Here is a 19258-nt window from a genome sequence, read left to right on the forward strand (position 1 = left end):
TGGCTCTACATAGGTTCGCTGTCGAACCCGAGCTCAAGGAGAGACCAAAATGGCCACCGTTGCCGTAACCGACGATACGTTCGATAGCGAAGTGAAGAACTCCGACATTCCCGTCGTGGTGGATTTCTGGGCCGAGTGGTGCGGCCCCTGCAAGCAGATCGGCCCGGCACTGGAAGAGCTGTCCTCCGAGATGGACGGCAAGGTCAAAATCGCCAAGGTGAACGTGGACGAGAACCCCAACTCGCCCTCGCAACTGGGCGTGCGTGGCATCCCGGCGCTGTTCATCTTCAAGAACGGCGAGGTGGTGTCGACCAAGACCGGCGCCGCGCCCAAGGCCGCGCTGCAAGGCTGGATCGAAGAGTCGATCTGAAGAAAAGCTGAACAAAGTTAAGAAAGGGCCGCCTCATGAGCGGCCCTTTTACGTTGTGGAAAAATGCGCGGAATCAAGGCGCAGCAATGCTGCGCCGCCGCGCATCGTCATGCGAGTAGCATGCCTCCGGCATGACGCCGCCCCCACGGCACGGCGATGCGCGGCCACATTTGCCCACCCGGGTTGCCACCGCGCCCCACGCCTTCCATATAGGTCCAAAGATCAAAGGAGCCCCGACCATGAGCGATTTTCCCGGCTGGCACGGCACAACCATCATCGGCGTCCGCAAGGGCGGGCAGGTCGTCGTCGCGGGCGATGGGCAGGTCAGCCTTGGCGATACCGTCATCAAGGGCACCGCCCGAAAGGTCCGCCGCATCAGCCCCGGCGGGTATGACGTGGTCGCCGGTTTCGCCGGCTCCACCGCCGACGCCTTCACCCTTCTGGAACGGCTGGAGTCGAAGCTCGAAGCGACCCCCGGCCAGTTGCAACGCGCCAGCGTCGAACTCGCCAAGGACTGGCGCACCGACAAGTACCTGCAAAAGCTCGAGGCGATGCTGATCGTCACCGACGGCTCACAGCTTTACGTGATCACCGGCGCGGGCGACGTTCTGGAACCCGAACATGACGTGGCCGCCATCGGCTCGGGCGGGAACTACGCGCTGGCCGCCGCGCGCGGCATGATCGACAGCGATAGGTCCGCCGAACAGATCGCGCGGGATGCCATGGCCATCGCCTCGGACATCTGTGTCTACACCAACGGCAACCTGACCGTGGAGTCGATCAGCGCCTAACGGCAAGGCGGAACATCACTGCCGCCCACTTCGTTCTCCTTACCAAAGTGCATCGCACGAGGAGGACCCCATGAGCTTGCATATCGAAGACACCGGCGGCAACGGCCAGCCGGTTATCCTGGTCCACGGCTGGCCCCTGTCGGCAGAGGCATGGGAATACCAGGTTCCGGCACTCAACCAGGCCGGCCACCGCGTGATTGCCTATGACCGTCGCGGCTTTGGCCGCTCGACCGCGCCCGATGACAAATACGATTACGACACGCTCGCCGCCGATCTCGAAGAGATCATAAAGGAAAAGAACCTGAACGACGTCACGCTCGTCGGCTTTTCCATGGGCGGCGGCGAGGTGGCCCGCTTCATCGGCAACCACGGCGAAGCCCGGCTCAAAAGCGTGGTCTTCGCCGCCGCCGTTCCGCCCTGTCTGATGCAATCCGACGATAACCCCGACGGCCCCCTGACCGAGGACGCCGCGCAGGAATTCGAGGACACCCTGAAGGCAGATCGCGACGCGTTCTTCGACGGCTTCACCAAGGACTTCTTTTCAGCAGATGGCGACCTGAAGGTGACGGAGGAACAGCGGCTACAGGCGCTTGACCTGTGCAATCAATCCTCGCCGGACGCCGCGCTTGGCTGCATGCGGGCATGGGCCACGACCGATTTCCGCAACGACCTGGAAAAGATCACCGTGCCAACGCTGGTCCTGCACGGCACCGCCGACGGTATTGTCCCGATCGAAGGCTCCGGCCACCGCACCCACAAGATGGTTGCCCACAGCAACCTGTGCGAGATCGAGGGCGCGCCGCATGGCTGCAACACCAGCCATGTGCAGGACTTCAACGCCGGGATTCTGGATTTCCTCGGCAAGCACTGACCCGTCGAGCAGAGCCTGTCCACGTCAGAATGCTGCCTTTCTTTCGGCCAACAGGTCCTTTAGGGCTTGCGCGAAAACGATCATAGGACCGCCCATGACCCTGACCCAGGACGACCTGCGCGCCGCCACCGCCGCCGGCATCATCGATGAGGCACAGGCCGCGCGCCTCAGCGCCCTGTCACACGAACGCGCCGGCCGCATCGCCCGCCGCGCGAACGAGGACGAACCGTTCGAACTGTTCTCGGGCTTTGCCGAGATCTTCATCTCGCTCGGGCTGATCCTGCTGACCTCCGGCGCCGTGACCTTCGCAGCAGCCGCGGGCGGCATTGTCTTTGTCATGGCGGCGCTGATCGCCGTCGGCTGGTTCGCCGCGCATTACTTCACCCTGAAACGCCGGATGAGCCTTCCGTCCATCGTGCTGGTCTGTACCTATGCCACCGGCGCGGGCGGCCTGATCGGCTATGTGCTCGACATGATCGGCCTCACCTCCGGCGCGCTCGTGGCCATCCTGCTGGGCCTCGGCGGTATGGCGTCGATCCTGCTGCACTACCGCCGGTTCCGCGTGCCGTTCTCGATGCTGCTCGTCGGCCTCTACGGCTTCATGACGATATTCGCGATCACCACCGAAACAAGCCCCGTCGACACGCTGATCACCGGCAGCTTCTGGAGCCTCTTCGACCTCCGCCAGGGCGGCTCACTGGCCCTCGGCACATTGATCTTCGGCATCCTCGCCTTCATCGCCGGCCTCTGGTTCGACATGCAGGACCCCCACCGCATCGGCCGCCGCGCGCGTTCCGCCTTTTGGCTACACCTGCTGGCCGCGCCCGCGCTGGTGAACACCGTGATGATGACCGTCTACAACCTTGACGGCCCCCTCGGCACAATCCTCACGATCATCGGCTTCCTGCTGGTCACCTGCCTCGCCCTCATCATCGACCGCCGCTCCTTCCTGACCGCCGGCATGGGCTATCTCGCCGCCACCATCTACTGGCTCTTCAGCATGGATGGCGGCGGCACGCAGCTTCCGCTCCTGATGCTTGTCATCGGCGCCTTCATCACCGGCCTCGGCACCTTCTGGACCCACCTGCGCGTCGCCCTCATGCGCGCCCTGCCCAACTTCCCCGGCAAATCCCGCCTGCCCCCCTGGGACGACGTCACCGCAACCTCCGAATAACCGCACCTTGCGTTTCGCCCCCCCATGCTTACGTTCCCCCGTAACGCAACCACAGGACGCCCCATGACCGACCTCACCCCGCGCGAAATCGTCTCGGAACTCGACCGCTACATCATCGGCCAGAAGGACGCCAAGCGCGCCACCGCCGTCGCCCTGCGCAACCGCTGGCGCCGCAAGCAGCTCTCCGACGACCTGCGCGAGGAGGTCTACCCCAAGAACATCCTGATGATCGGGCCCACCGGCGTCGGCAAAACCGAAATCTCCCGCCGCCTGGCAAAACTCGCCCGCGCCCCCTTCATCAAGGTCGAGGCGACCAAGTTCACCGAGGTCGGCTATGTCGGCCGCGATGTCGAACAGATCATCCGCGACCTCGTCGACAGCTCCATCGCCCAGACCCGCGACTTCATGCGCGAAGACGTCAAATCCCGCGCCCATCAACAGGCCGAGGATCGCGTCATCGCCGCCATCGCCGGCGAGGATGCCCGCGAGTCGACCCGCGAGATGTTCCGCAAGAAGCTCAAGGATGGCCTGCTCGACGATACCGAGATCGAGCTTGACGTCGCCGACACCTCCAACCCCCTTGGCATGATGGACATCCCCGGCCAGCCCGGCGGCGGCCAGATGGGCATGATGAACTTGGGCGACATCTTCGGTAAGGCCTTCGGCGGCCGCACCACCCGCAAGAAGATGACCGTCCGCGAAAGCTACGACATCCTGATTTCCGAGGAAGCCGACAAGCTCTTGGACGACGAAACCGTCAACCGCACCGCCCTGGAAGCGGTCGAGCAGAACGGCATCGTCTTTCTTGACGAGATCGACAAGGTCTGCGCCCGGCAGGAGGCCCGCGGCGGCGACGTCTCGCGCGAGGGGGTGCAGCGCGACCTGCTGCCCCTGATCGAGGGTACGACCGTCTCGACCAAGCATGGCCCGGTCAAGACCGACCACATCCTCTTCATCGCCAGCGGCGCCTTCCACATCGCCAAGCCGTCCGACCTCTTGCCCGAACTTCAGGGCCGCCTGCCCATCCGGGTCGAACTCCGCGCCCTGACCGAGGAAGATTTCGTGCGCATCCTGACCGAGACGGACAACGCCCTGACCCGCCAGTACTCCGCCCTCATGGGGACCGAGGAGGTGAACGTCGAATTCACCGAGGACGGCATCAAGGCCCTCGCCCGCATCGCGGCGGAGGTCAACCAGACCATCGAGAATATCGGCGCGCGCAGGCTCTATACCGTGATGGAACGCGTGTTCGAGGAACTCAGCTTCACCGCGCCCGACCGCGCCGGAGAGAAGGTGGTCGTGGACGAAGCCTTCGTGGACGCCAACCTGGGCGAGCTGATGAAGTCGACGGATTTAAGCAGATATGTTTTGTAGGGTTAGTGCGTATTAGTGTTTGGGATCTGCCCTAGTCGGATCGCTTTCAAAATTCCGAGACCTTGGTAGGTTAGTACAGACTTAGCCGCTTTTCGCGTCTACTTCAAAACTGTAGTCACCACCTTCAATTTTCTTTCGACCGTACTCGAAATACTTTTCGGGAAGTGGTGGAGCGATAGTTCTGGCTGCATCCATGCGATCCATCAGTTGCTCAAATGAAGGGTTAAGTTCATCAAAATCCATGTCCGCGCCGATTCCGGCGAGAATTCTGAACCGGTCACGCAGGTTAGTGAATTCACTCGCCGAAGTGCCGATCTCTCGAACGCGCATGTCCATGCCTAAGGCTTCAAAAATTGCTGGGAACAGCCCGGCAAATAGCGCGAGAACCGCCGCAACATATACTGTCCATTGAGCTTCAGCGTTTGTTACTATTTGAGAAGTAGCGAGGCCCCCGGCAACAATGGGCACAACTATGAATACATTCTTCCAAAACCGCGCGTTCTTTTGCCAAAGATAAAGACCTGCTGCCGTATACTGGCAAGATTCCTCCTGCCGACGACATTCGTTAACGATCTCGTTCACTCTGCGTTGCGTCATATCACTGGAATGTCCGTGCCGAATATTTTCTGCCAGCAGCCCCCCGCCAATGCTGGATAGCTGCCCTCGTTTTCGCATGCTTCTTCAGCATTTTTTCGAGCCACAGTTGCACGATACCCCCACGCATCGCCTAAGAACATCGGCTCGTATGTACCCGGCGCATAGACAACGCCGTTCTTCTTTCCTTCAAGATATTTGAGGAAATCTCGAACCATCCAGTCATAGTAGACGCTTGATTTGTCGCGGTAAGTATAGCTGTCCAGAAAATCAACGGCGAGCAACTCTATCCAGAACGACTTCAACGGGATCTGACAATTAGCCTGCCAACGCTTCATCATACGGATTAGCGGTCTTATATTTCCGTTCGTGTTATTTACACTTCGACGAATTAGTTCTTCCTCCGCGGAGTAGTCGGCGGTTTTGTAGTAGCCGCCACCATCGGTCATGCAGATATAGTAGCGTCCATCATTCAAACTAAACGCAGGGATCAGTTCAACGTTGTACGCGGTGAACGGAACGGCAACTACAGGACCATCGCCTTTGATCGCGGTCGTACGAAATTTTTCTCCGAGCACACGTTTAACTTCTTGCAGAAGTTGTGACTGGATGTTGCCCGTGCGTTTCGAAAAGCGTTCATATGTTTCATATGGCAGCTTGAACAGTACATCCACATCGCGAGGTGGGCGAACGCGAGTCCTCTTTCCCCACGAGCCAACGTAGAGTGAATTTGCTGTTTTCGAATTTGAGCCCCAATAATGGGAATTCAAAGTTTCGACCACTTTTTCGCGGCGTTCGGCACCCGCTTCGATCTGGCCGGTCGTCAAACGAATGTTGTTCAAAAACGTGTCAAAGCGCTGGCTGACCGTCAGTCCTTGTCTTACGTGTGGTTGCATAGAATCGCCTTAGTTGTTGTGGCAGCGATCTTGAATACCATATGTTGAGATGAACAGAAAGAGAACATTTTCTGTGAATTGTCCTTACTCCCAAATTCTTTGGGACAACGGATTGAAATTGCTTCGTTCCAGATTGTTCAAGTTTATAAATTTTTTCTCAAAAATTACGTCCTCCCTTTTAACCCCCCAAATCCCCAAAAATCGCACCGTCGGCATACCACTCAAATACCGACGCGATACCGACGTTCCGATTTGGCCTGTCCGGGGGGCGTTAACGAATCAGATCGCACCCCTTTGAATTCGCTTTTCTTCCCTCGGGTTTCGGGCCACGAAGGGGGTCATGCGGCTCCTCGATTTTCTCCGTGACAACCTCCCCTTCCTGTCGGCGGGTATGCTGCTGACCTTCCTAAGTTCTTTTGGACAAACGTTTTTTATCTCGCTCTTCGCCGGGGAGGTTCGGGCCGCGTGGGGTCTCAGCCACGGGCAATGGGGCGGGATCTATACGCTCGGCACCACCGCCTCCGCCCTGGTCATGGTCTGGGCCGGCGGCCTCACGGATTTTTTTCGCGTCCGCACCCTCGCCCCTATCATACTGATATTACTGGCTTTTGCTTGCCTCTCGATGGCCTTCAATCCGGTCTGGTGGGGGTTGATCGCGGTTATTTTTGCCCTGCGTTTCACCGGCCAGGGCATGACCAGCCACCTCGCCGTCGTCGCCATGTCCCGCTGGTTCATCGCCACACGGGGCAAGGCCCTGTCCATCGCCACCCTCGGCTTCGCCTTGGGCGAGGCCCTGTTACCTCTTGTTTTCGTTGCACTTCTGGCCATCTATGACTGGCGCATGCTGTGGGTCGCCGCCGCCCTCATCGCCCTCTGCGGCGTCCCCGTCATCCACCGCCTCCTCCGCCTTGAACGCACGCCCCAGATGCTGGCCCAAACCGACCAGTCCGTAGGCATGGAATCCCGCCACTGGACCCGCAATCAGGCCTTATTTCATTGGCTATTCTGGTTCATGGTCCCGGCACTTCTGGGCCCCGCAGCCTTCAACACGGCCTTCTTTTTCCACCAGGTCCACTTCGCCGAATTGAAGGGCATCCCCCACGTTCAGCTGGTCGCCCTCTACCCGTTCTACACCGCCGTCGGAATCGTCGCGATGGTCCTGTCCGGCTGGGCCCTGGACCGCTTCGGCACCGCCAGATTGATCCCGTTCTTCCAGCTTCCCATGGTCGCCGCTTTCGGGATTTTTGCGATATCCGACAATACCTTGACCCTGCTCGCCGGCCTGTTTTTCCTCGGCATGACAACCGGCGCGAACACCACACTCCCCAATGCCTTCTGGGCCGAATTCTACGGCACCGCCCGCCTCGGCTCGATCAAGGCCATGGCCGCGGCGGTCATGGTCTTCGGCTCCGCCATCGGCCCCGGCTTGACCGGCATTGGCATCGATTTGGGCTTGGGGTTGGAAAGCCAATACCTGATCGTCGCAGGCTATTTCGTATTCACCACCCTGATGATGACCATCGGCATCACCCGCGCCAAACCCCTGCTACCGGTTGCGGCGTAGATACACGTAATACGCCCCTCCACCCCCATGCCGCACATGCGCTTGGGTGATCTGCAACACCAGCCCCGACAACGGCGCTGCGCCCAGCCATTGCGGTACCGCGTGGCGCAGCACACCATGTCTGGTGGGTATCGGGCCGCCGTTGTCCGTATTCCTGCCCTTACCAGTGATCACCAGAACCAGCCTTTTGCCCTGTGCCTGCGCCCGCAGGATAAAGCCGGTCAAGGCCGGCTGCGCCTGGGCCAGGGTCATGCCGTGCAGATCGATCCGGGCTTCCGGCTCAACCTTGCCGCGCTTCAGACGCGTGTTCGTGCGCTTGTCCATCTGCAGCGGTTGTCGGGCAAGCCGTTCAGGCAGGCCAGGCAAGGTATCGTGGCGATTGGACGGTGTACCGGCCTTTTGGCCGATTTCGAATTGTGACAGGTCGGGCTTGGTTTTCTCAGGCGATTTTTGGGTGGATCGCTGCAGCGAGCGAGGTGTGTCGCGGCTTTTCTCGGGGTCGAGCCTGTCCGCAGTCCGTGCCACCTGTTGCCAAAGTTTCAGTTCCTCCGGCGTGATGCGCCGACGGCTCAAAGGTTTGGCTCCGTCGCAGTGGCATAGGCGCGCTGGATCGGCAGAAGGACGAGCATGCGGCCGGGATCACGCAGGCGTCCAGCGGTGCGACCAGCCTCGTCCCCCGTTCCCATAAAGATATCGGCGCGTTGCGCGCCTTTGATGGCAGAGCCGGTGTCTTGTGCGATCATCAGTCGGCGGATCGGGCCGGCGCCCTCTTTCTCGATCCAGACCGGAGCGCCGAGCGGAACATAGGCCGGATCGACCGCAACGGTGCGGCCTGCCGTGACGGACCGGTTCATCGCACCGAGCGGGCCCATATCGGCGGGCACGGAATCGATCCGCCGGAAGAACACGTAGGAAGGGTTGTGCCAGAGCAGTTCCTGCCCGGCGACAGGATTGCGGCGGACCCAGTTCTTGATGACCTGAGCCGAAACCTGGTGGGCTTGGTAGATACCACGGCGAACAAGTTCGGCCCCGACAGAGCGATATTCGTGGCCATTCGCCCCACCATAGCCCACGCGGATCTTGCGGCCATCTGGAAGGGTCACACGGCCAGACCCCTGAATCTGCAAGAAGAACTTTTCGACCGGATCATCGACCCACACGATTTCGAGCCCACGACCCTGCATGGCAACACCTGCTTCGATCTCTCGACGAGACAACCAAGGTACGGCACCCTGAGCCTCAGGCGGTTTGCGGTAAAGCGGGTAGCGGTAACGGCCCCCCGGCGACAATGACCCGCTAAGCTCTGGCTCGAAATAGCCGGTGAAGAGCGCTTTCTTACCGTCCTCGATCAAGACAGGGCGGAAGAAGAGCTGAAAGAAATCCGTGGCGTCGGGCTTTTGCTGGGCCAATGCGCAAAGCGCCCGCCAATCGGGATCATCAAGGTCGGGACAGGTCAGAAGAAAGGCTTCGAGTGCTTTTTCGTGATCGTCGGCCTCCCAGCCCTTCAGGTCGTCGAAGTCGAGAACAGTATGTGTCACTTCCTCTGCTCTGACGGCGATTGCGGCCATCAGCAGTAGGAACAAAGCCGCTGTCGCCCGTCCGATCATTCGTCCGTGGCAACAAGCCGCCAGTTGGGATCGTCGGACCCCATCACACGTTCGAAGGTCCAGGTATCCTTCTGCTTTTTAGATTTGCCAGGCTCACCCTCGACGATCTCGCCATTCTGGTCGCGCACAACCGAGACCAACTCACCAATGAAGCGCACGGTTATCTCGGCTGTGTTGGTCGCGTCGTCGAAGCGGGCGCTGGCCAGCGTGGTTTCGCGGACACCGATGAATTCAGCCTCGATGGTCAGGCCCTGTTGGGCACGGGACTCGACCACGCCGTTGAATGCCTCGAAGACGTCATCACCAAGAAACGGCCGCATCTCGTCCATCTGGCCGCGCTCGAAGGACATCAAAATCCATTCGTAGGCCTGCTTCGCGCCCTGCAGAAACTCGCCGACGGAGAAACTGCTTTCGACGCGTTTCATGTCGGCAAGCGCCTTGGCATCCTCGGACCCTTCGGGCACATGGTCGGTGATGTCGTGATCGGGCCCGCCCTCGATAACTTCGAAATCTTGCCGGCGCGACGGCGTCGGCGTCGAAGGGCGCGGCTGTTGCGAAGGCTCGTACCCGTCGCGGGTACCAAGGACGCTTTTCAGGCGGAGTATCAGGAAAATCGCTATGCCCGCGAGGACAAGCAACTGAAGCAGGGGCGAATTCATTCATACCTCTCAACGTGCCCAGGATGGAAACCTCCCGGTGTGATCCTTATGTAGGGTGTTGATCCGGGTGAGTCCACCGTACCCGCCTTTAGAAACCAAGGAGGATCATGCTCATGTGGCTATTTGTAGCCTTTCTGTTGGTGCCGCTCATCGAAATCGCGCTGTTTATTCAGGTTGGCGGTCTGATCGGTTTATGGCCGACACTGGGGATTGTGGTACTGACCGCGATCATCGGCACTTGGCTTGTGCGCACGCAGGGGGCAATGGCCATCGGGCAGCTTCGGTCATCGTTTCAGAAGCTGGATGATCCGACCGAGCCGCTGGCCCACGGCGCCATGATCCTGATTGCCGGTGCGCTTCTGCTTACACCGGGGTTCTTTACAGACGCGGTTGGGTTTTCGCTGCTTGCACCGCCGATCCGAAAGTCACTGTTCCAATTCCTTCGCAAGCGGATCAAGGTACAGCGTTTCGAAATGGGGCCCAACGGGCCGCGCGACATGCGCAACGGGCATGGGCCGCGCCAGCGGGATGACGTGATCGAAGGCCAGTACGAGGAAGTAAACCCGCCGAAGAAGCCCACGCATGATGGCTCCGGGTGGACACGGCATTGACACTGGGCATTGAGGCGCGTTCGGCATCCTGCTAAGCCTTCGCGCGATGAATTTTTCCGCCAGGAGACTATAGATGGCCGAACAGGATAACGGTGCTGCAAAGACGGACACCCAAGGGGCGCAAACCGGACCGAAAATGAACGTGCTGACGCAGTTCATCCGGGACATGTCATTCGAGAATGCGCTGGCCCAGAGAGGGTCTGGCGGAGAGGTCAACCCCGACGTGCAGGTCGCGGTGAACCTGGACGCGAAGAAACGCTCGGCCGAGCACCAGTTCGAAGTCATGATCAAGCTGACGATCACGTCCAAGAACAAAGGCACCGAGGACACGCTATTCTTGTTGGAGCTGGAATATGTCGGCGTATTCCAGATCGAAAACGTACCCGACGACCAGATGCATCCTTTCCTGCTGATCGAATGTCCGCGGATGATCTTCCCGTTCGTGCGCCGCATCGTCAGCGATGTGACCCGGGACGGGGGCTTCCCACCGCTGAACCTAGAGACGATCGATTTCGTGCAGCTTTACCGCAACGAGATCATGCGTCGCCAAGCCGCCGCGGCGGAGGAAAAACCGACGCCCGACGCCTAAGTCAGTTGCTTCCAGAGCGCGCCGTCGCCCATGTGTTCCACGAATGCCTGGTGCGCGGCGCGTTCTTCTTCGCTTAGGCGTGACGGCAACGGTTTCGACCTCGGGCCGGGATGCCAGTCGGTTTCGGCGCTGGCTTCCGTTGTTTCCGGAGAGTAGGCGCCCGCCAATCCGAAATCGGGCTGCCGACCGCCGATCAGCTCCAGATAGACTTCGGCAAGGATCTCGGAGTCGAGCAAGGCTCCGTGCAGAGTGCGTGATGAATTGTCGATTCCGAAACGCCGGCACAACGCATCCAGCGAAGCAGGCGAGCCCGGGAATTTTCGCCGGGCGATGTCGAGCGTGTCGATGGCCTGTTCCCACGGGATCTTCGCCATGTTGAGCCATCCGAGCTCCGCGTTCAGGAATTTCATGTCAAAAGCGGCGTTGTGTATCACCAGCTTGGCGTCGCCGATGAAATCGACGAAGTTTTGCGCGATCTTTTCAAAAACCGGCTTGTCGCGCAGAAAGTCGTCCCCAAGGCCATGCACCTCGAACGCTTCTTGTGGCATCGAGCGGCGCGGATTGATGTATTCGTGAAAAGTACGTCCTGTCGGCATATGGTTGTAGAGTTCGACCGCACCAATCTCGACAATCCGGTCGCCCTGCTCGGGGTCAAAGCCAGTGGTTTCGGTGTCGAGCACGATTTCACGCATGGGTCTGCCTGTTCTGAATGTCGTTGAGGATATCCTGGACCTGTGCGCGGGCATGTTCAAGCGTATCGGTTACGACAACATAATCAGCGCGGGCGCGTTTTTCCGCGTCCGGTAACTGCTTGGCCAGGATCGCTTGAAACTGTTCTTCGATCATGGTGCCGCGCTCCATCACGCGAGCCCTCTGCGTTTCGGGCGAGACTGTCACGCAGACGGTGGCGTCCATCTGTGCGTCCGCGCCGGTTTCGAACAAAAGAGGGATATCCAGAACCGTGACATCCGTACCTGTGTCTGACAGGAAAGCGGCGCGGTCTTCGCCAACAAGGGGATGCACGATGCTTTCGATCTTCTTGAGAGCGTTCGGATCTTTGTCAATGAGCGACTTCAGGCGGTCGCGCGACACCGCGTCATGGACGATTGCCGATGGGAACACCTTGCCGATGGGTGCAACCGCAGCGCCACCTTTCGCATAAAGACGGTGCACCGCGGCATCGGCATCCCAAACCGCACAGCCGTTCTCGGCAAAAAGCTTCGCCGTGGTGGATTTGCCCATCCCGATCGAGCCGGTCAGGCCCAGTTTGAACGTCATCGCAATGCCGCTGCGCGCGTCGCGCTGTCCACTTGGGGACGTATGCCAAACCAGCGTTCAAAGGCAGGAACCGCCTGATGCAGCAGCATACCCAGGCCATCTACTGTTTGGCAGCCCAGTTCCTCGGCCTCGGCCAGAAGGCGGGTTTTAAGTGGCGCGTAAACAAGGTCAGTGACCAATGTGCCCTTGTGCAAACCGTCAAGTGGAACACGCAGCGGCGGTTTTCCCATCATCCCTAGAGAGGTTGTGTTCACGACCGTTGCCGCATCTTCCATCATATTGCCGGCCTGCACCCAATCGACCACCATGATGCGTTTGCCGAACTCGGTTTTCAGAGCATCTGCGCGAACACGGGTCCGGTTGGCTATCATGATCTCGGGCACCCCGACCTCGAGCAGGGCCGAGACGACTGCGCGTGCTGCGCCGCCCGCGCCCAGCAAGGCCGCCGGCCCGGCCTTGGGGTTCCACTCAGGTGCGTTCTGCCTGAGGTTCTGGATGAAACCAACGCCATCGGTATTGTCGGCATGAATCTTGCCATCCTTGCGGAATATGAGCGTGTTGGCCGCCCCGATCAGCGTGGCACGATCTGTGATCAGGTCGGCAATCTCCAGCACCTTTTCCTTGTGCGGGACGGTGATGTTGACGCCGACGAATCCCATTTTCGGCAGGGTGCGGAGCACGTGTTCAAGATCGTCGGGCGCGACATCCATCGGTATATAGTATCCAGGGATGCCATGGGTCTTGAGCCAGTGGCTGTGGATCTGAGGGGATTTCGAATGCGCGACCGGTGATCCGATCACAGCCGCCAACGGTATCCTGTTCTCGCTCATGTCTCGATATCTCCGCGCAGGGCCAGGTAAGACAGTAGTTCAAGAAGCGGCAATCCCAGGACGTTGAAGTAATCCCCGTGAACCTGGCTGAACAGCCGAACTCCCTCTTCCTCCAGCTTGTATGCCCCGACGGCGTGCCGGATGCTATCCCAGTTACGGCTGACATACCCTTGAAGATACGCATCGGAAACATCACGCATCATCATGCGCACCACGCCGACATGACGCCAGACAGCCTTGCCGTCTTCGCAGATTACCGCGGCGGACAGCAGTTCGTGCCGTTTGCCGCGCATCGCACGCAGCTGTTCCAGCGCTTGCTGCGGAGTTTCGGATTTCGACAGGATCTGGCTTTCGAAGCTGAGAACCTGATCGCAACCTATGACAAGCGCGCCCGGGTTACGCGCGCTTTGCTTGCTGGCCTTCAGCTCCGCCAGCGCATCGGCGATGTCGCGCGGCGAGGCGGATTCGGCAATCATCGACTCGCGGACCGCATCCTCATCGACGCGTGCCGGAGAAACCTGGATATCCAGACCAGCATTCCGCAGAAGCGTTTTCCTGATTTCCGACCCCGAAGCTAGAATGATCCTGCGTGGCATGTGGATATCCCATTGTATATCTCTACTCGGTTTTAGGGATAGATCGGAGAAGATTCCAACACTTCCGGATCCGACGGAAAAAGCAGCTCTTCTCGCCGGATTTCAAGGGTCTTTTGCACTTGAGGATATGGAAAACATCTCATCGGGGAAAACGCCCAATGGTTCACGCTTTAGGTTTATTCATCCACCGGTTCTTTTTTCGTGAGGCGAGAAATATTTATATTTATTACAAATACTTAAGTTTACGAGAGAATAATGCGACTCATGTATTCTACAAGTTTATCCACACATAAAAGTTGCTTGGGACAAATCACGTATAAACCCGTAATCCCCAGCTTTGCCTCCCTACTACAAAATCATCATCCTTTTTCTTTCTATATTTATTTATTAGGAGGAGAGCAGGAAGATACGGGGAAAACATGACTGACCTACTGGCCTCGGTTTATCCATGGACCAAATCGCTCCATATCATGGCTGTGATTACCTGGATGGCAGGTCTTTTCTATCTTCCCCGTCTTTTCGTTTATCACGCTGAACAATCTGAGCCTGGAGACAGTCGCGACGAAGTGTTTCAGACGATGGAACGCAAGCTTTTGCGGGTCATTATGAATCCGGCGATGATCGTCGCCTGGGGTGCGGGCCTTATGCTGGTTGCCACGCCTGGGATTGTCGATTGGGGCGCGGTGTGGCCGTATTTCAAGCTGGCCGGCGTGCTCGGCATGACGTGGTTCCATCACTGGCTGGGACGGCAGCGCAACGCGTTCGCGAACGGCGCCGCGGCCTCGTCCGGTCGCCATTACCGGATGATGAACGAGGTTCCGACGATCCTGATGGTCGTGATCGTCGTGTCCGTGGTCGTGAAGTTCTGAGATTGACTCGCGGCGTCACTGATCCTAGGTAGCGTACAGCGGTGCCCGTCCGGGTTTGCCGTCTTCCACAAGAACATATCTGAATGGCCGCGTCCTGCACGCGTCTATTTCGCAAGGACCTATCCATGTCTGACGAACGTTTGAACCTGTCCGATCTCAAGAAGCAAACCGCCAAGGATCTGCTTTCGATGGCTGAAGAGCTGGAGATCGAGAATGCCTCCACCATGCGCAAGGGGGAGATGATGTTTCAGATCCTCCGCGAACGTGCCGACGAAGGCTGGGTCGTTTACGGCGACGGAACGCTGGAGGTTCTGCAAGACGGTTTCGGATTTCTGCGCTCTTCGGAAGCGAATTATCTGCCGGGCCCGGATGATATCTATGTCTCGCCCGAGACGATCCGCAAACATTCGTTGAGGACCGGCGACACGATAGAAGGAGAAATCAAGGCGCCCGAAGAGAACGAGCGGTATTTCGTGCTTACGTCGGTGACCCAGATCAACTTTGCCGACCCGGAGAATGCAAAACACAAGATCGCGTTCGACAACCTGACGCCGCTTTATCCCGATGAGCGCCTTCAAATGGAAATCGACGATCCGACCATAAAAGACAAGTCTGCCCGGGTCATCGACCTGGTGGCGCCCATCGGCAAGGGGCAGCGGTCACTGATCGTGGCGCCGCCACGGACGGGTAAGACGGTTATTCTTCAGAACATCGCGAGCAGCATCGAGCGGAACCATCCCGAGTGTTATCTGATCGTTCTCCTGATCGATGAACGGCCCGAGGAGGTCACGGACATGCAGCGTTCCGTGAAAGGAGAGGTCATCAGCTCGACCTTTGACGAGCCGGCGGCCCGGCACGTCGCCGTGGCGGAAATGGTGATAGAGAAAGCCAAGCGTCTGGTTGAGCACAAACGAGATGTTGTTATTCTTCTCGACTCAATCACAAGACTTGGTAGAGCATACAACACAGTCGTGCCATCGTCGGGCAAGGTTCTGACAGGTGGTGTGGATGCTAACGCCCTCCAACGTCCCAAGAGGTTCTTTGGTGCCGCGCGGAACATCGAAGAAGGCGGTTCGCTGACCATCATTTCTACCGCGCTTATCGATACCGGAAGCCGGATGGACGAAGTGATCTTTGAAGAGTTCAAGGGCACTGGTAACTCTGAGCTGGTTCTAGATCGCAAGATTGCCGACAAGCGCGTCTTCCCGGCCATCGACATCCTCAAGTCCGGCACGCGGAAAGAGGACCTCTTGATCGACAAGGTCGATTTGCAGAAAACCTATGTGCTGCGCCGGATCCTCAATCCGATGGGAACAACGGATGCCATTGAGTTCCTGCTTGGGAAACTAAAGCAAACCAAGACGAACTCTGATTTCTTCGATTCCATGAACACCTGAAGTGATCATCTGCCGGAGGTATCATGGATACCATCTTTGCCCTGTCGACGGCGCCTGGCAAATCGGGCGTAGCTATAATTCGTGTTTCTGGCCCTGACGCTTTTACTGGCGTGAAGAATTTGGTGGGCGATCTTCCATCGCCTCGACAGACTGCTCTGCGCAATGTGTGTGGACCAAGTGGCGAGTTGATCGATACAGCCCTCACGCTTGTTTTCAGCGAAGGACATAGTTTTACGGGTGAGCCGACGGTTGAGCTTCAATGTCATGGATCGACTGCTGTCTTGTCTGCGATCCTCGAAGCGCTTGGCCGGCAGCAAGGGTTTCGGCCCGCCGAGCCCGGTGAGTTTACGCGGCGCGCGTTGGAGAACGAAAGGCTGGATCTTGCCCAAGTCGAAGGGCTTGCCGACCTGATAGATGCTGAAACCGAAGCGCAGAGGCGTCAAGCGCAGCGAGTGTTGTCCGGTCAGTTGGGCGAGCAAGCCGAGCGATGGCGCGGCAAGTTGATACGTGCCGCCGCGCTTCTTGAGGCAACCATTGATTTTGCCGACGAAGAAGTGCCCGAAGACGTGTCGCCGGAGGTTATCGGACTTTTGTCAGAAGTTCGCCAAGAACTGACCGCCGAGATCGCAGGGGTGCAAACTGCGGAGCGTCTTCGTCATGGCTTCGAGGTTGCAATTGTCGGTGCACCCAATATCGGTAAGTCTACATTGTTGAACGCCTTGGCTGGGCGTGACGCCGCGATCACGTCTGAGGTTGCGGGTACCACGCGGGACGTGATCGAAGTGCGGATGGATTTGCACGGTGTTCCCGTCACTCTTCTGGATACTGCCGGATTGAGAGAGACTGACGATGTCGTCGAATCGATTGGCGTAGCGAGGGCCAGGTCCCGGGCCGAGGTAGCGGATCTTCGGGTGTTTCTTGTTGCACCGGGAGAGACGCCGGATCTTCTGCCGCAACAGGATGATGTGGTTCTTGTTGGGAAAGCGGACCTTCATGGGCTCCCGGACAACGGCATATCTGGCGTGACCGGTCATGGTGTCTCCGATCTGGTTCGGCGCATCACGGGTATTTTTTCCGCTAGAACATCGCATGTAGGTGTGGCCACACGATTTCGGCACAAGCAGTCTTTGGAGGCTGGGGGCATCTATTTGGATAACGCCATGACTATGCTGGCCGCGTCGGACGGCGCGCCGGATCTTAGCGCCGAAGAGCTGCGAAGTGCTGTGCGCGCTCTTGATTCTCTGGTAGGCCGAGTAGATATCGAAAATATCCTGGATGAAATCTTTGCCAGCTTCTGTCTTGGTAAGTAGCGGAGTGTTTCACGTGAAACATTTTGACGTCATTGTCATCGGCGGCGGACATGCCGGCACAGATGCAGCACATGCCGCAGCCCGGATGGGCGCACGAACCGCGCTGGTTACACTTACCAAAGCGTCCATCGGTGTCATGTCGTGCAACCCCGCGATTGGCGGGCTTGGGAAAGGTCATCTTGTTCGTGAGATCGATGCGCTGGACGGGTTGATGGCGCGTGTCGCGGATAAGGCGGGTATCCAGTTCCGCTTGCTGAATCGGAAAAAAGGCCCCGCTGTGCAAGGGCCCAGAACACAAGCCGACCGAAAAATTTATCGCCAGGCCATGCAGTCCGAAATCTTGGCTCAACCAAACCTGACCGTTATTGAAGGCGAAGCCGCTGATTTTATTCTTGAAGGCGATACTGTTGGCGGGGTCCTGCTGGCGGATGGAAGCGAAGTTCGCGCGCGCGCCGTGGTTTTGACGACGGGAACATTTCTGCGCGGAGTGATCCATATTGGGGATGTGTCGCGTCCTGGCGGGCGAATGGGCGACAAGCCGTCTGTGGGACTCGCCGAAAGGATTGACGGCTTCGGATTGCCATTGGGCCGTCTAAAAACCGGAACACCGCCCAGACTGGATGGAAAAACGATCGCATGGGATTGTCTGGAGATGCAGCCGGCCGATGCCGATCCTGTCTTGTTCTCGTTCTTATCGACCGGGCCCTCTGCGCGTCAGGTGTCGTGCGGTATCACCCATACAAACGAGACGACCCACGGCATTATCCGAGACAATCTCGAGCGCTCGGCCATGTACGGAGGTCATATAGACGGACCCGGACCACGCTATTGTCCCTCAATTGAAGACAAGATCGTGCGGTTTGCAGACAAAACCTCCCACCAGATCTTCTTGGAGCCTGAAAGTCTTTCTGACAACATTATATACCCAAATGGCATTTCCACGTCCTTACCCGAAGAAATCCAGCGTGAATACGTGAATTCGATCAAGGGGCTTGAGAATGCTGAGATCATGCAACCGGGTTACGCGATCGAATACGACTACGTGGATCCGCGCGCACTTGATATGACGTTGGCCGTTCGCTCGGTCCCGGGTCTGTTTCTTGCTGGTCAGATTAATGGAACCACAGGCTACGAGGAGGCAGCGGCGCAAGGTGTGGTCGCGGGTCTGAACGCAGCGCTTGCTGCGATGAGGCGTGATCCGATCATTTTCAGTCGCGCCGACAGCTATATCGGCGTTATGATCGATGACTTGACGACGCGCGGCGTGACCGAGCCCTACAGGATGTTTACCTCGCGGGCCGAGTTTCGGCTATCGTTGCGAGCAGATAACGCGGATCAGCGTTTGACGCCGATTGGGCTGGACGTAGGGTGTATCGGAGCGCGCCGTCGGTCAGCCTTTGGTGGAAAAATGGACCGGTTGGAGGCCGGTAAGGCAAGAGTGAGAGCCGTGACCTACACGCCAAAGCACCTAAACGATGCTGGCATCAAGGTGAATGAAGACGGCGTGAAGCGAGATGGGCTTGCAATGCTTGCGTATCCTGATTTTGACTTCGACGATTTACTTGCGCTAACGCCGGAATTTTCCGACATCGACACAGAAACGCGCCGTCAGCTTGAGCGAGACTCGCTCTATGCCAACTACATTGCTCGACAGGAACGAGACGTGGCGTTGATGCGAAAAGACGAAAAGCACGTTATCCCCAGCGATTTCGATTTCAATGCGATTGAAGGGTTGTCTAACGAATTAAAAAGCAAGCTGAGCGCAGCGCGACCTGGAAACTTATCGCAGGCGTCTCGGATAGATGGAATGACGCCAGCGGCGCTAACCACGATTCTTGCAAAATTGAGGCAAAAGATGCGGTCAAAATCGGCATGACA

At 58.4% G+C, this 19258-nt stretch carries 21 protein-coding genes; 12 read left to right on the forward strand and 9 right to left on the reverse strand.

What is annotated here, in order from left to right; all coding sequences use genetic code 11:
- The first annotated feature begins 49 nt into the window (after nucleotides 1-49).
- From trxA to hslU, 5 genes are all read left to right on the forward strand, one after another.
- Nucleotides 50-370 carry a thioredoxin gene (trxA, locus tag FIU86_RS18875; protein ID WP_057795333.1) on the forward strand — a complete coding sequence of 107 codons (321 nt, stop codon included), beginning with the start codon at nucleotides 50-52 and terminating at the stop codon, nucleotides 368-370.
- 239 nt (nucleotides 371-609) lie between these two features.
- A complete protein-coding gene (gene hslV, locus FIU86_RS18880) occupies nucleotides 610-1161 on the forward strand; it encodes an ATP-dependent protease subunit HslV (RefSeq protein WP_057795335.1) in 552 nt (183 codons plus the stop codon).
- 70 nt (nucleotides 1162-1231) lie between these two features.
- A complete protein-coding gene (locus tag FIU86_RS18885; protein ID WP_152476486.1) occupies nucleotides 1232-2032 on the forward strand; it encodes an alpha/beta fold hydrolase in 801 nt (266 codons plus the stop codon).
- 94 nt (nucleotides 2033-2126) lie between these two features.
- Complete coding sequence (locus FIU86_RS18890) at nucleotides 2127-3206, forward strand: hypothetical protein (RefSeq protein WP_152476487.1); 1080 nt, start codon at nucleotides 2127-2129, stop codon at nucleotides 3204-3206.
- A 63-nt stretch (nucleotides 3207-3269) separates the two neighbouring features.
- Nucleotides 3270-4580: an ATP-dependent protease ATPase subunit HslU gene (hslU, locus tag FIU86_RS18895; protein WP_152476488.1), complete on the forward strand. Its 1311-nt coding sequence runs from the start codon at nucleotides 3270-3272 to the stop codon at nucleotides 4578-4580.
- 81 nt (nucleotides 4581-4661) lie between these two features.
- Here the strand turns inward: hslU and FIU86_RS18900 are convergent, their stop codons facing one another.
- Together FIU86_RS18900 and FIU86_RS18905 are read right to left on the reverse strand one after the other, a co-directional pair.
- A complete protein-coding gene (locus tag FIU86_RS18900; RefSeq protein ID WP_152476489.1) occupies nucleotides 4662-5162 on the reverse strand; it encodes a hypothetical protein in 501 nt (166 codons plus the stop codon).
- Nucleotides 5163-5173: 11 nt separating this feature from the next.
- Nucleotides 5174-6070 carry a nucleotidyltransferase gene (locus tag FIU86_RS18905; protein WP_152476490.1) on the reverse strand — a complete coding sequence of 299 codons (897 nt, stop codon included), beginning with the start codon at nucleotides 6068-6070 and terminating at the stop codon, nucleotides 5174-5176.
- Between the two features lie 340 nt (nucleotides 6071-6410).
- On the opposite strand from FIU86_RS18905, the gene FIU86_RS18910 reads away from it, so the two are divergent.
- On the forward strand, nucleotides 6411-7634 hold the full coding sequence (locus FIU86_RS18910; RefSeq protein ID WP_152476491.1) for an MFS transporter: 1224 nt from the start codon (nucleotides 6411-6413) through the stop codon (nucleotides 7632-7634).
- Here the strand turns inward: FIU86_RS18910 and FIU86_RS18915 are convergent.
- The 3 genes from FIU86_RS18915 to FIU86_RS18925 are packed head-to-tail and all read right to left on the reverse strand — an operon-like array spanning nucleotide 7617 to nucleotide 9900.
- Nucleotides 7617-8207 (reverse strand): Smr/MutS family protein, encoded by a 591-nt coding sequence (locus FIU86_RS18915; RefSeq protein WP_152476492.1) that lies wholly within the window; start codon nucleotides 8205-8207, stop codon nucleotides 7617-7619. The genes FIU86_RS18910 and FIU86_RS18915 overlap by 18 nt on opposite strands.
- Entirely contained in the window at nucleotides 8204-9202 is a 999-nt protein-coding gene (locus FIU86_RS18920) for a murein transglycosylase A (protein ID WP_254704032.1), read from the reverse strand. Before FIU86_RS18920 ends, FIU86_RS18915 begins: the two co-directional genes overlap by 4 nt.
- 35 nt (nucleotides 9203-9237) lie before the next feature.
- The gene (locus FIU86_RS18925; RefSeq protein WP_152476494.1) at nucleotides 9238-9900 is read right to left on the reverse strand and encodes a Tim44/TimA family putative adaptor protein; all 663 of its coding nucleotides are present in this window, start codon (nucleotides 9898-9900) and stop codon (nucleotides 9238-9240) included.
- A 113-nt stretch (nucleotides 9901-10013) separates the two neighbouring features.
- On the opposite strand from FIU86_RS18925, the gene FIU86_RS18930 reads away from it, so the two are divergent.
- Together FIU86_RS18930 and secB are read left to right on the forward strand one after the other, a co-directional pair.
- Nucleotides 10014-10511 carry an FxsA family protein gene (locus tag FIU86_RS18930; protein WP_152476495.1) on the forward strand — a complete coding sequence of 166 codons (498 nt, stop codon included), beginning with the start codon at nucleotides 10014-10016 and terminating at the stop codon, nucleotides 10509-10511.
- Nucleotides 10512-10584: 73 nt separating this feature from the next.
- Entirely contained in the window at nucleotides 10585-11100 is a 516-nt protein-coding gene (gene secB, locus FIU86_RS18935; protein WP_152476496.1) for a protein-export chaperone SecB, read from the forward strand.
- Here the strand turns inward: secB and dnaQ are convergent.
- The 4 genes from dnaQ to FIU86_RS18955 are packed head-to-tail and all read right to left on the reverse strand — an operon-like array spanning nucleotide 11097 to nucleotide 13804.
- Nucleotides 11097-11792 carry a DNA polymerase III subunit epsilon gene (gene dnaQ / locus FIU86_RS18940; protein ID WP_152476497.1) on the reverse strand — a complete coding sequence of 232 codons (696 nt, stop codon included), beginning with the start codon at nucleotides 11790-11792 and terminating at the stop codon, nucleotides 11097-11099. The genes secB and dnaQ overlap by 4 nt on opposite strands.
- Nucleotides 11785-12378 carry a dephospho-CoA kinase gene (gene coaE, locus FIU86_RS18945; RefSeq protein WP_152476498.1) on the reverse strand — a complete coding sequence of 198 codons (594 nt, stop codon included), beginning with the start codon at nucleotides 12376-12378 and terminating at the stop codon, nucleotides 11785-11787. The genes dnaQ and coaE overlap by 8 nt, the downstream gene beginning before the upstream one ends.
- Complete coding sequence (locus FIU86_RS18950; protein WP_152476499.1) at nucleotides 12375-13208, reverse strand: shikimate dehydrogenase; 834 nt, start codon at nucleotides 13206-13208, stop codon at nucleotides 12375-12377. Before FIU86_RS18950 ends, coaE begins: the two co-directional genes overlap by 4 nt.
- On the reverse strand, nucleotides 13205-13804 hold the full coding sequence (locus FIU86_RS18955) for a nucleoside triphosphate pyrophosphatase (protein WP_152476500.1): 600 nt from the start codon (nucleotides 13802-13804) through the stop codon (nucleotides 13205-13207). The genes FIU86_RS18950 and FIU86_RS18955 overlap by 4 nt, the downstream gene beginning before the upstream one ends.
- A gap of 419 nt (nucleotides 13805-14223) precedes the next feature.
- On the opposite strand from FIU86_RS18955, the gene hemJ reads away from it, so the two are divergent.
- From hemJ to mnmG, 4 genes are all read left to right on the forward strand, one after another.
- Nucleotides 14224-14673, forward strand: a complete 450-nt coding sequence (gene hemJ / locus FIU86_RS18960) for a protoporphyrinogen oxidase HemJ (protein ID WP_152476501.1) — start codon at nucleotides 14224-14226, stop codon at nucleotides 14671-14673.
- 125 nt (nucleotides 14674-14798) lie between these two features.
- Nucleotides 14799-16070 carry a transcription termination factor Rho gene (rho, locus tag FIU86_RS18965; RefSeq protein WP_152476502.1) on the forward strand — a complete coding sequence of 424 codons (1272 nt, stop codon included), beginning with the start codon at nucleotides 14799-14801 and terminating at the stop codon, nucleotides 16068-16070.
- A 23-nt stretch (nucleotides 16071-16093) separates the two neighbouring features.
- A complete protein-coding gene (gene mnmE / locus FIU86_RS18970; protein WP_152476503.1) occupies nucleotides 16094-17380 on the forward strand; it encodes a tRNA uridine-5-carboxymethylaminomethyl(34) synthesis GTPase MnmE in 1287 nt (428 codons plus the stop codon).
- Between the two features lie 13 nt (nucleotides 17381-17393).
- Nucleotides 17394-19256 (forward strand): tRNA uridine-5-carboxymethylaminomethyl(34) synthesis enzyme MnmG, encoded by a 1863-nt coding sequence (mnmG, locus tag FIU86_RS18975; RefSeq protein WP_254703890.1) that lies wholly within the window; start codon nucleotides 17394-17396, stop codon nucleotides 19254-19256.
- Nucleotides 19257-19258: the final 2 nt, after the last annotated feature.

The sequence above is a fragment of the Roseovarius sp. THAF9 genome (assembly GCF_009363715.1).
Classification (GTDB): Bacteria; Pseudomonadota; Alphaproteobacteria; order Rhodobacterales; family Rhodobacteraceae; genus Roseovarius.

Excerpts from the sequence above, each read along its gene's own strand:
- hslU (WP_152476488.1), top strand. The coding sequence starts at position 3,270 with ATGACCGACCTCACCCCGCGCGAAATCGTCTCGGAACTCGACCGCTAC.
- hemJ (WP_152476501.1), top strand. The coding sequence starts at position 14,224 with ATGACTGACCTACTGGCCTCGGTTTATCCATGGACCAAATCGCTCCAT.
- FIU86_RS18920 (WP_254704032.1), bottom strand. The coding sequence starts at position 9,202 with ATGGCCGCAATCGCCGTCAGAGCAGAGGAAGTGACACATACTGTTCTC.
- dnaQ (WP_152476497.1), bottom strand. The coding sequence starts at position 11,792 with ATGCGTGAAATCGTGCTCGACACCGAAACCACTGGCTTTGACCCCGAG.
- mnmE (WP_152476503.1), top strand. The coding sequence starts at position 16,094 with ATGGATACCATCTTTGCCCTGTCGACGGCGCCTGGCAAATCGGGCGTA.
- secB (WP_152476496.1), top strand. The coding sequence starts at position 10,585 with ATGGCCGAACAGGATAACGGTGCTGCAAAGACGGACACCCAAGGGGCG.
- FIU86_RS18910 (WP_152476491.1), top strand. The coding sequence starts at position 6,411 with ATGCGGCTCCTCGATTTTCTCCGTGACAACCTCCCCTTCCTGTCGGCG.
- FIU86_RS18905 (WP_152476490.1), bottom strand. The coding sequence starts at position 6,070 with ATGCAACCACACGTAAGACAAGGACTGACGGTCAGCCAGCGCTTTGAC.
- FIU86_RS18930 (WP_152476495.1), top strand. The coding sequence starts at position 10,014 with ATGTGGCTATTTGTAGCCTTTCTGTTGGTGCCGCTCATCGAAATCGCG.
- FIU86_RS18885 (WP_152476486.1), top strand. The coding sequence starts at position 1,232 with ATGAGCTTGCATATCGAAGACACCGGCGGCAACGGCCAGCCGGTTATC.
- FIU86_RS18955 (WP_152476500.1), bottom strand. The coding sequence starts at position 13,804 with ATGCCACGCAGGATCATTCTAGCTTCGGGGTCGGAAATCAGGAAAACG.
- rho (WP_152476502.1), top strand. The coding sequence starts at position 14,799 with ATGTCTGACGAACGTTTGAACCTGTCCGATCTCAAGAAGCAAACCGCC.
- FIU86_RS18950 (WP_152476499.1), bottom strand. The coding sequence starts at position 13,208 with ATGAGCGAGAACAGGATACCGTTGGCGGCTGTGATCGGATCACCGGTC.
- hslV (WP_057795335.1), top strand. The coding sequence starts at position 610 with ATGAGCGATTTTCCCGGCTGGCACGGCACAACCATCATCGGCGTCCGC.
- FIU86_RS18890 (WP_152476487.1), top strand. The coding sequence starts at position 2,127 with ATGACCCTGACCCAGGACGACCTGCGCGCCGCCACCGCCGCCGGCATC.
- FIU86_RS18925 (WP_152476494.1), bottom strand. The coding sequence starts at position 9,900 with ATGAATTCGCCCCTGCTTCAGTTGCTTGTCCTCGCGGGCATAGCGATT.
- trxA (WP_057795333.1), top strand. The coding sequence starts at position 50 with ATGGCCACCGTTGCCGTAACCGACGATACGTTCGATAGCGAAGTGAAG.
- coaE (WP_152476498.1), bottom strand. The coding sequence starts at position 12,378 with ATGACGTTCAAACTGGGCCTGACCGGCTCGATCGGGATGGGCAAATCC.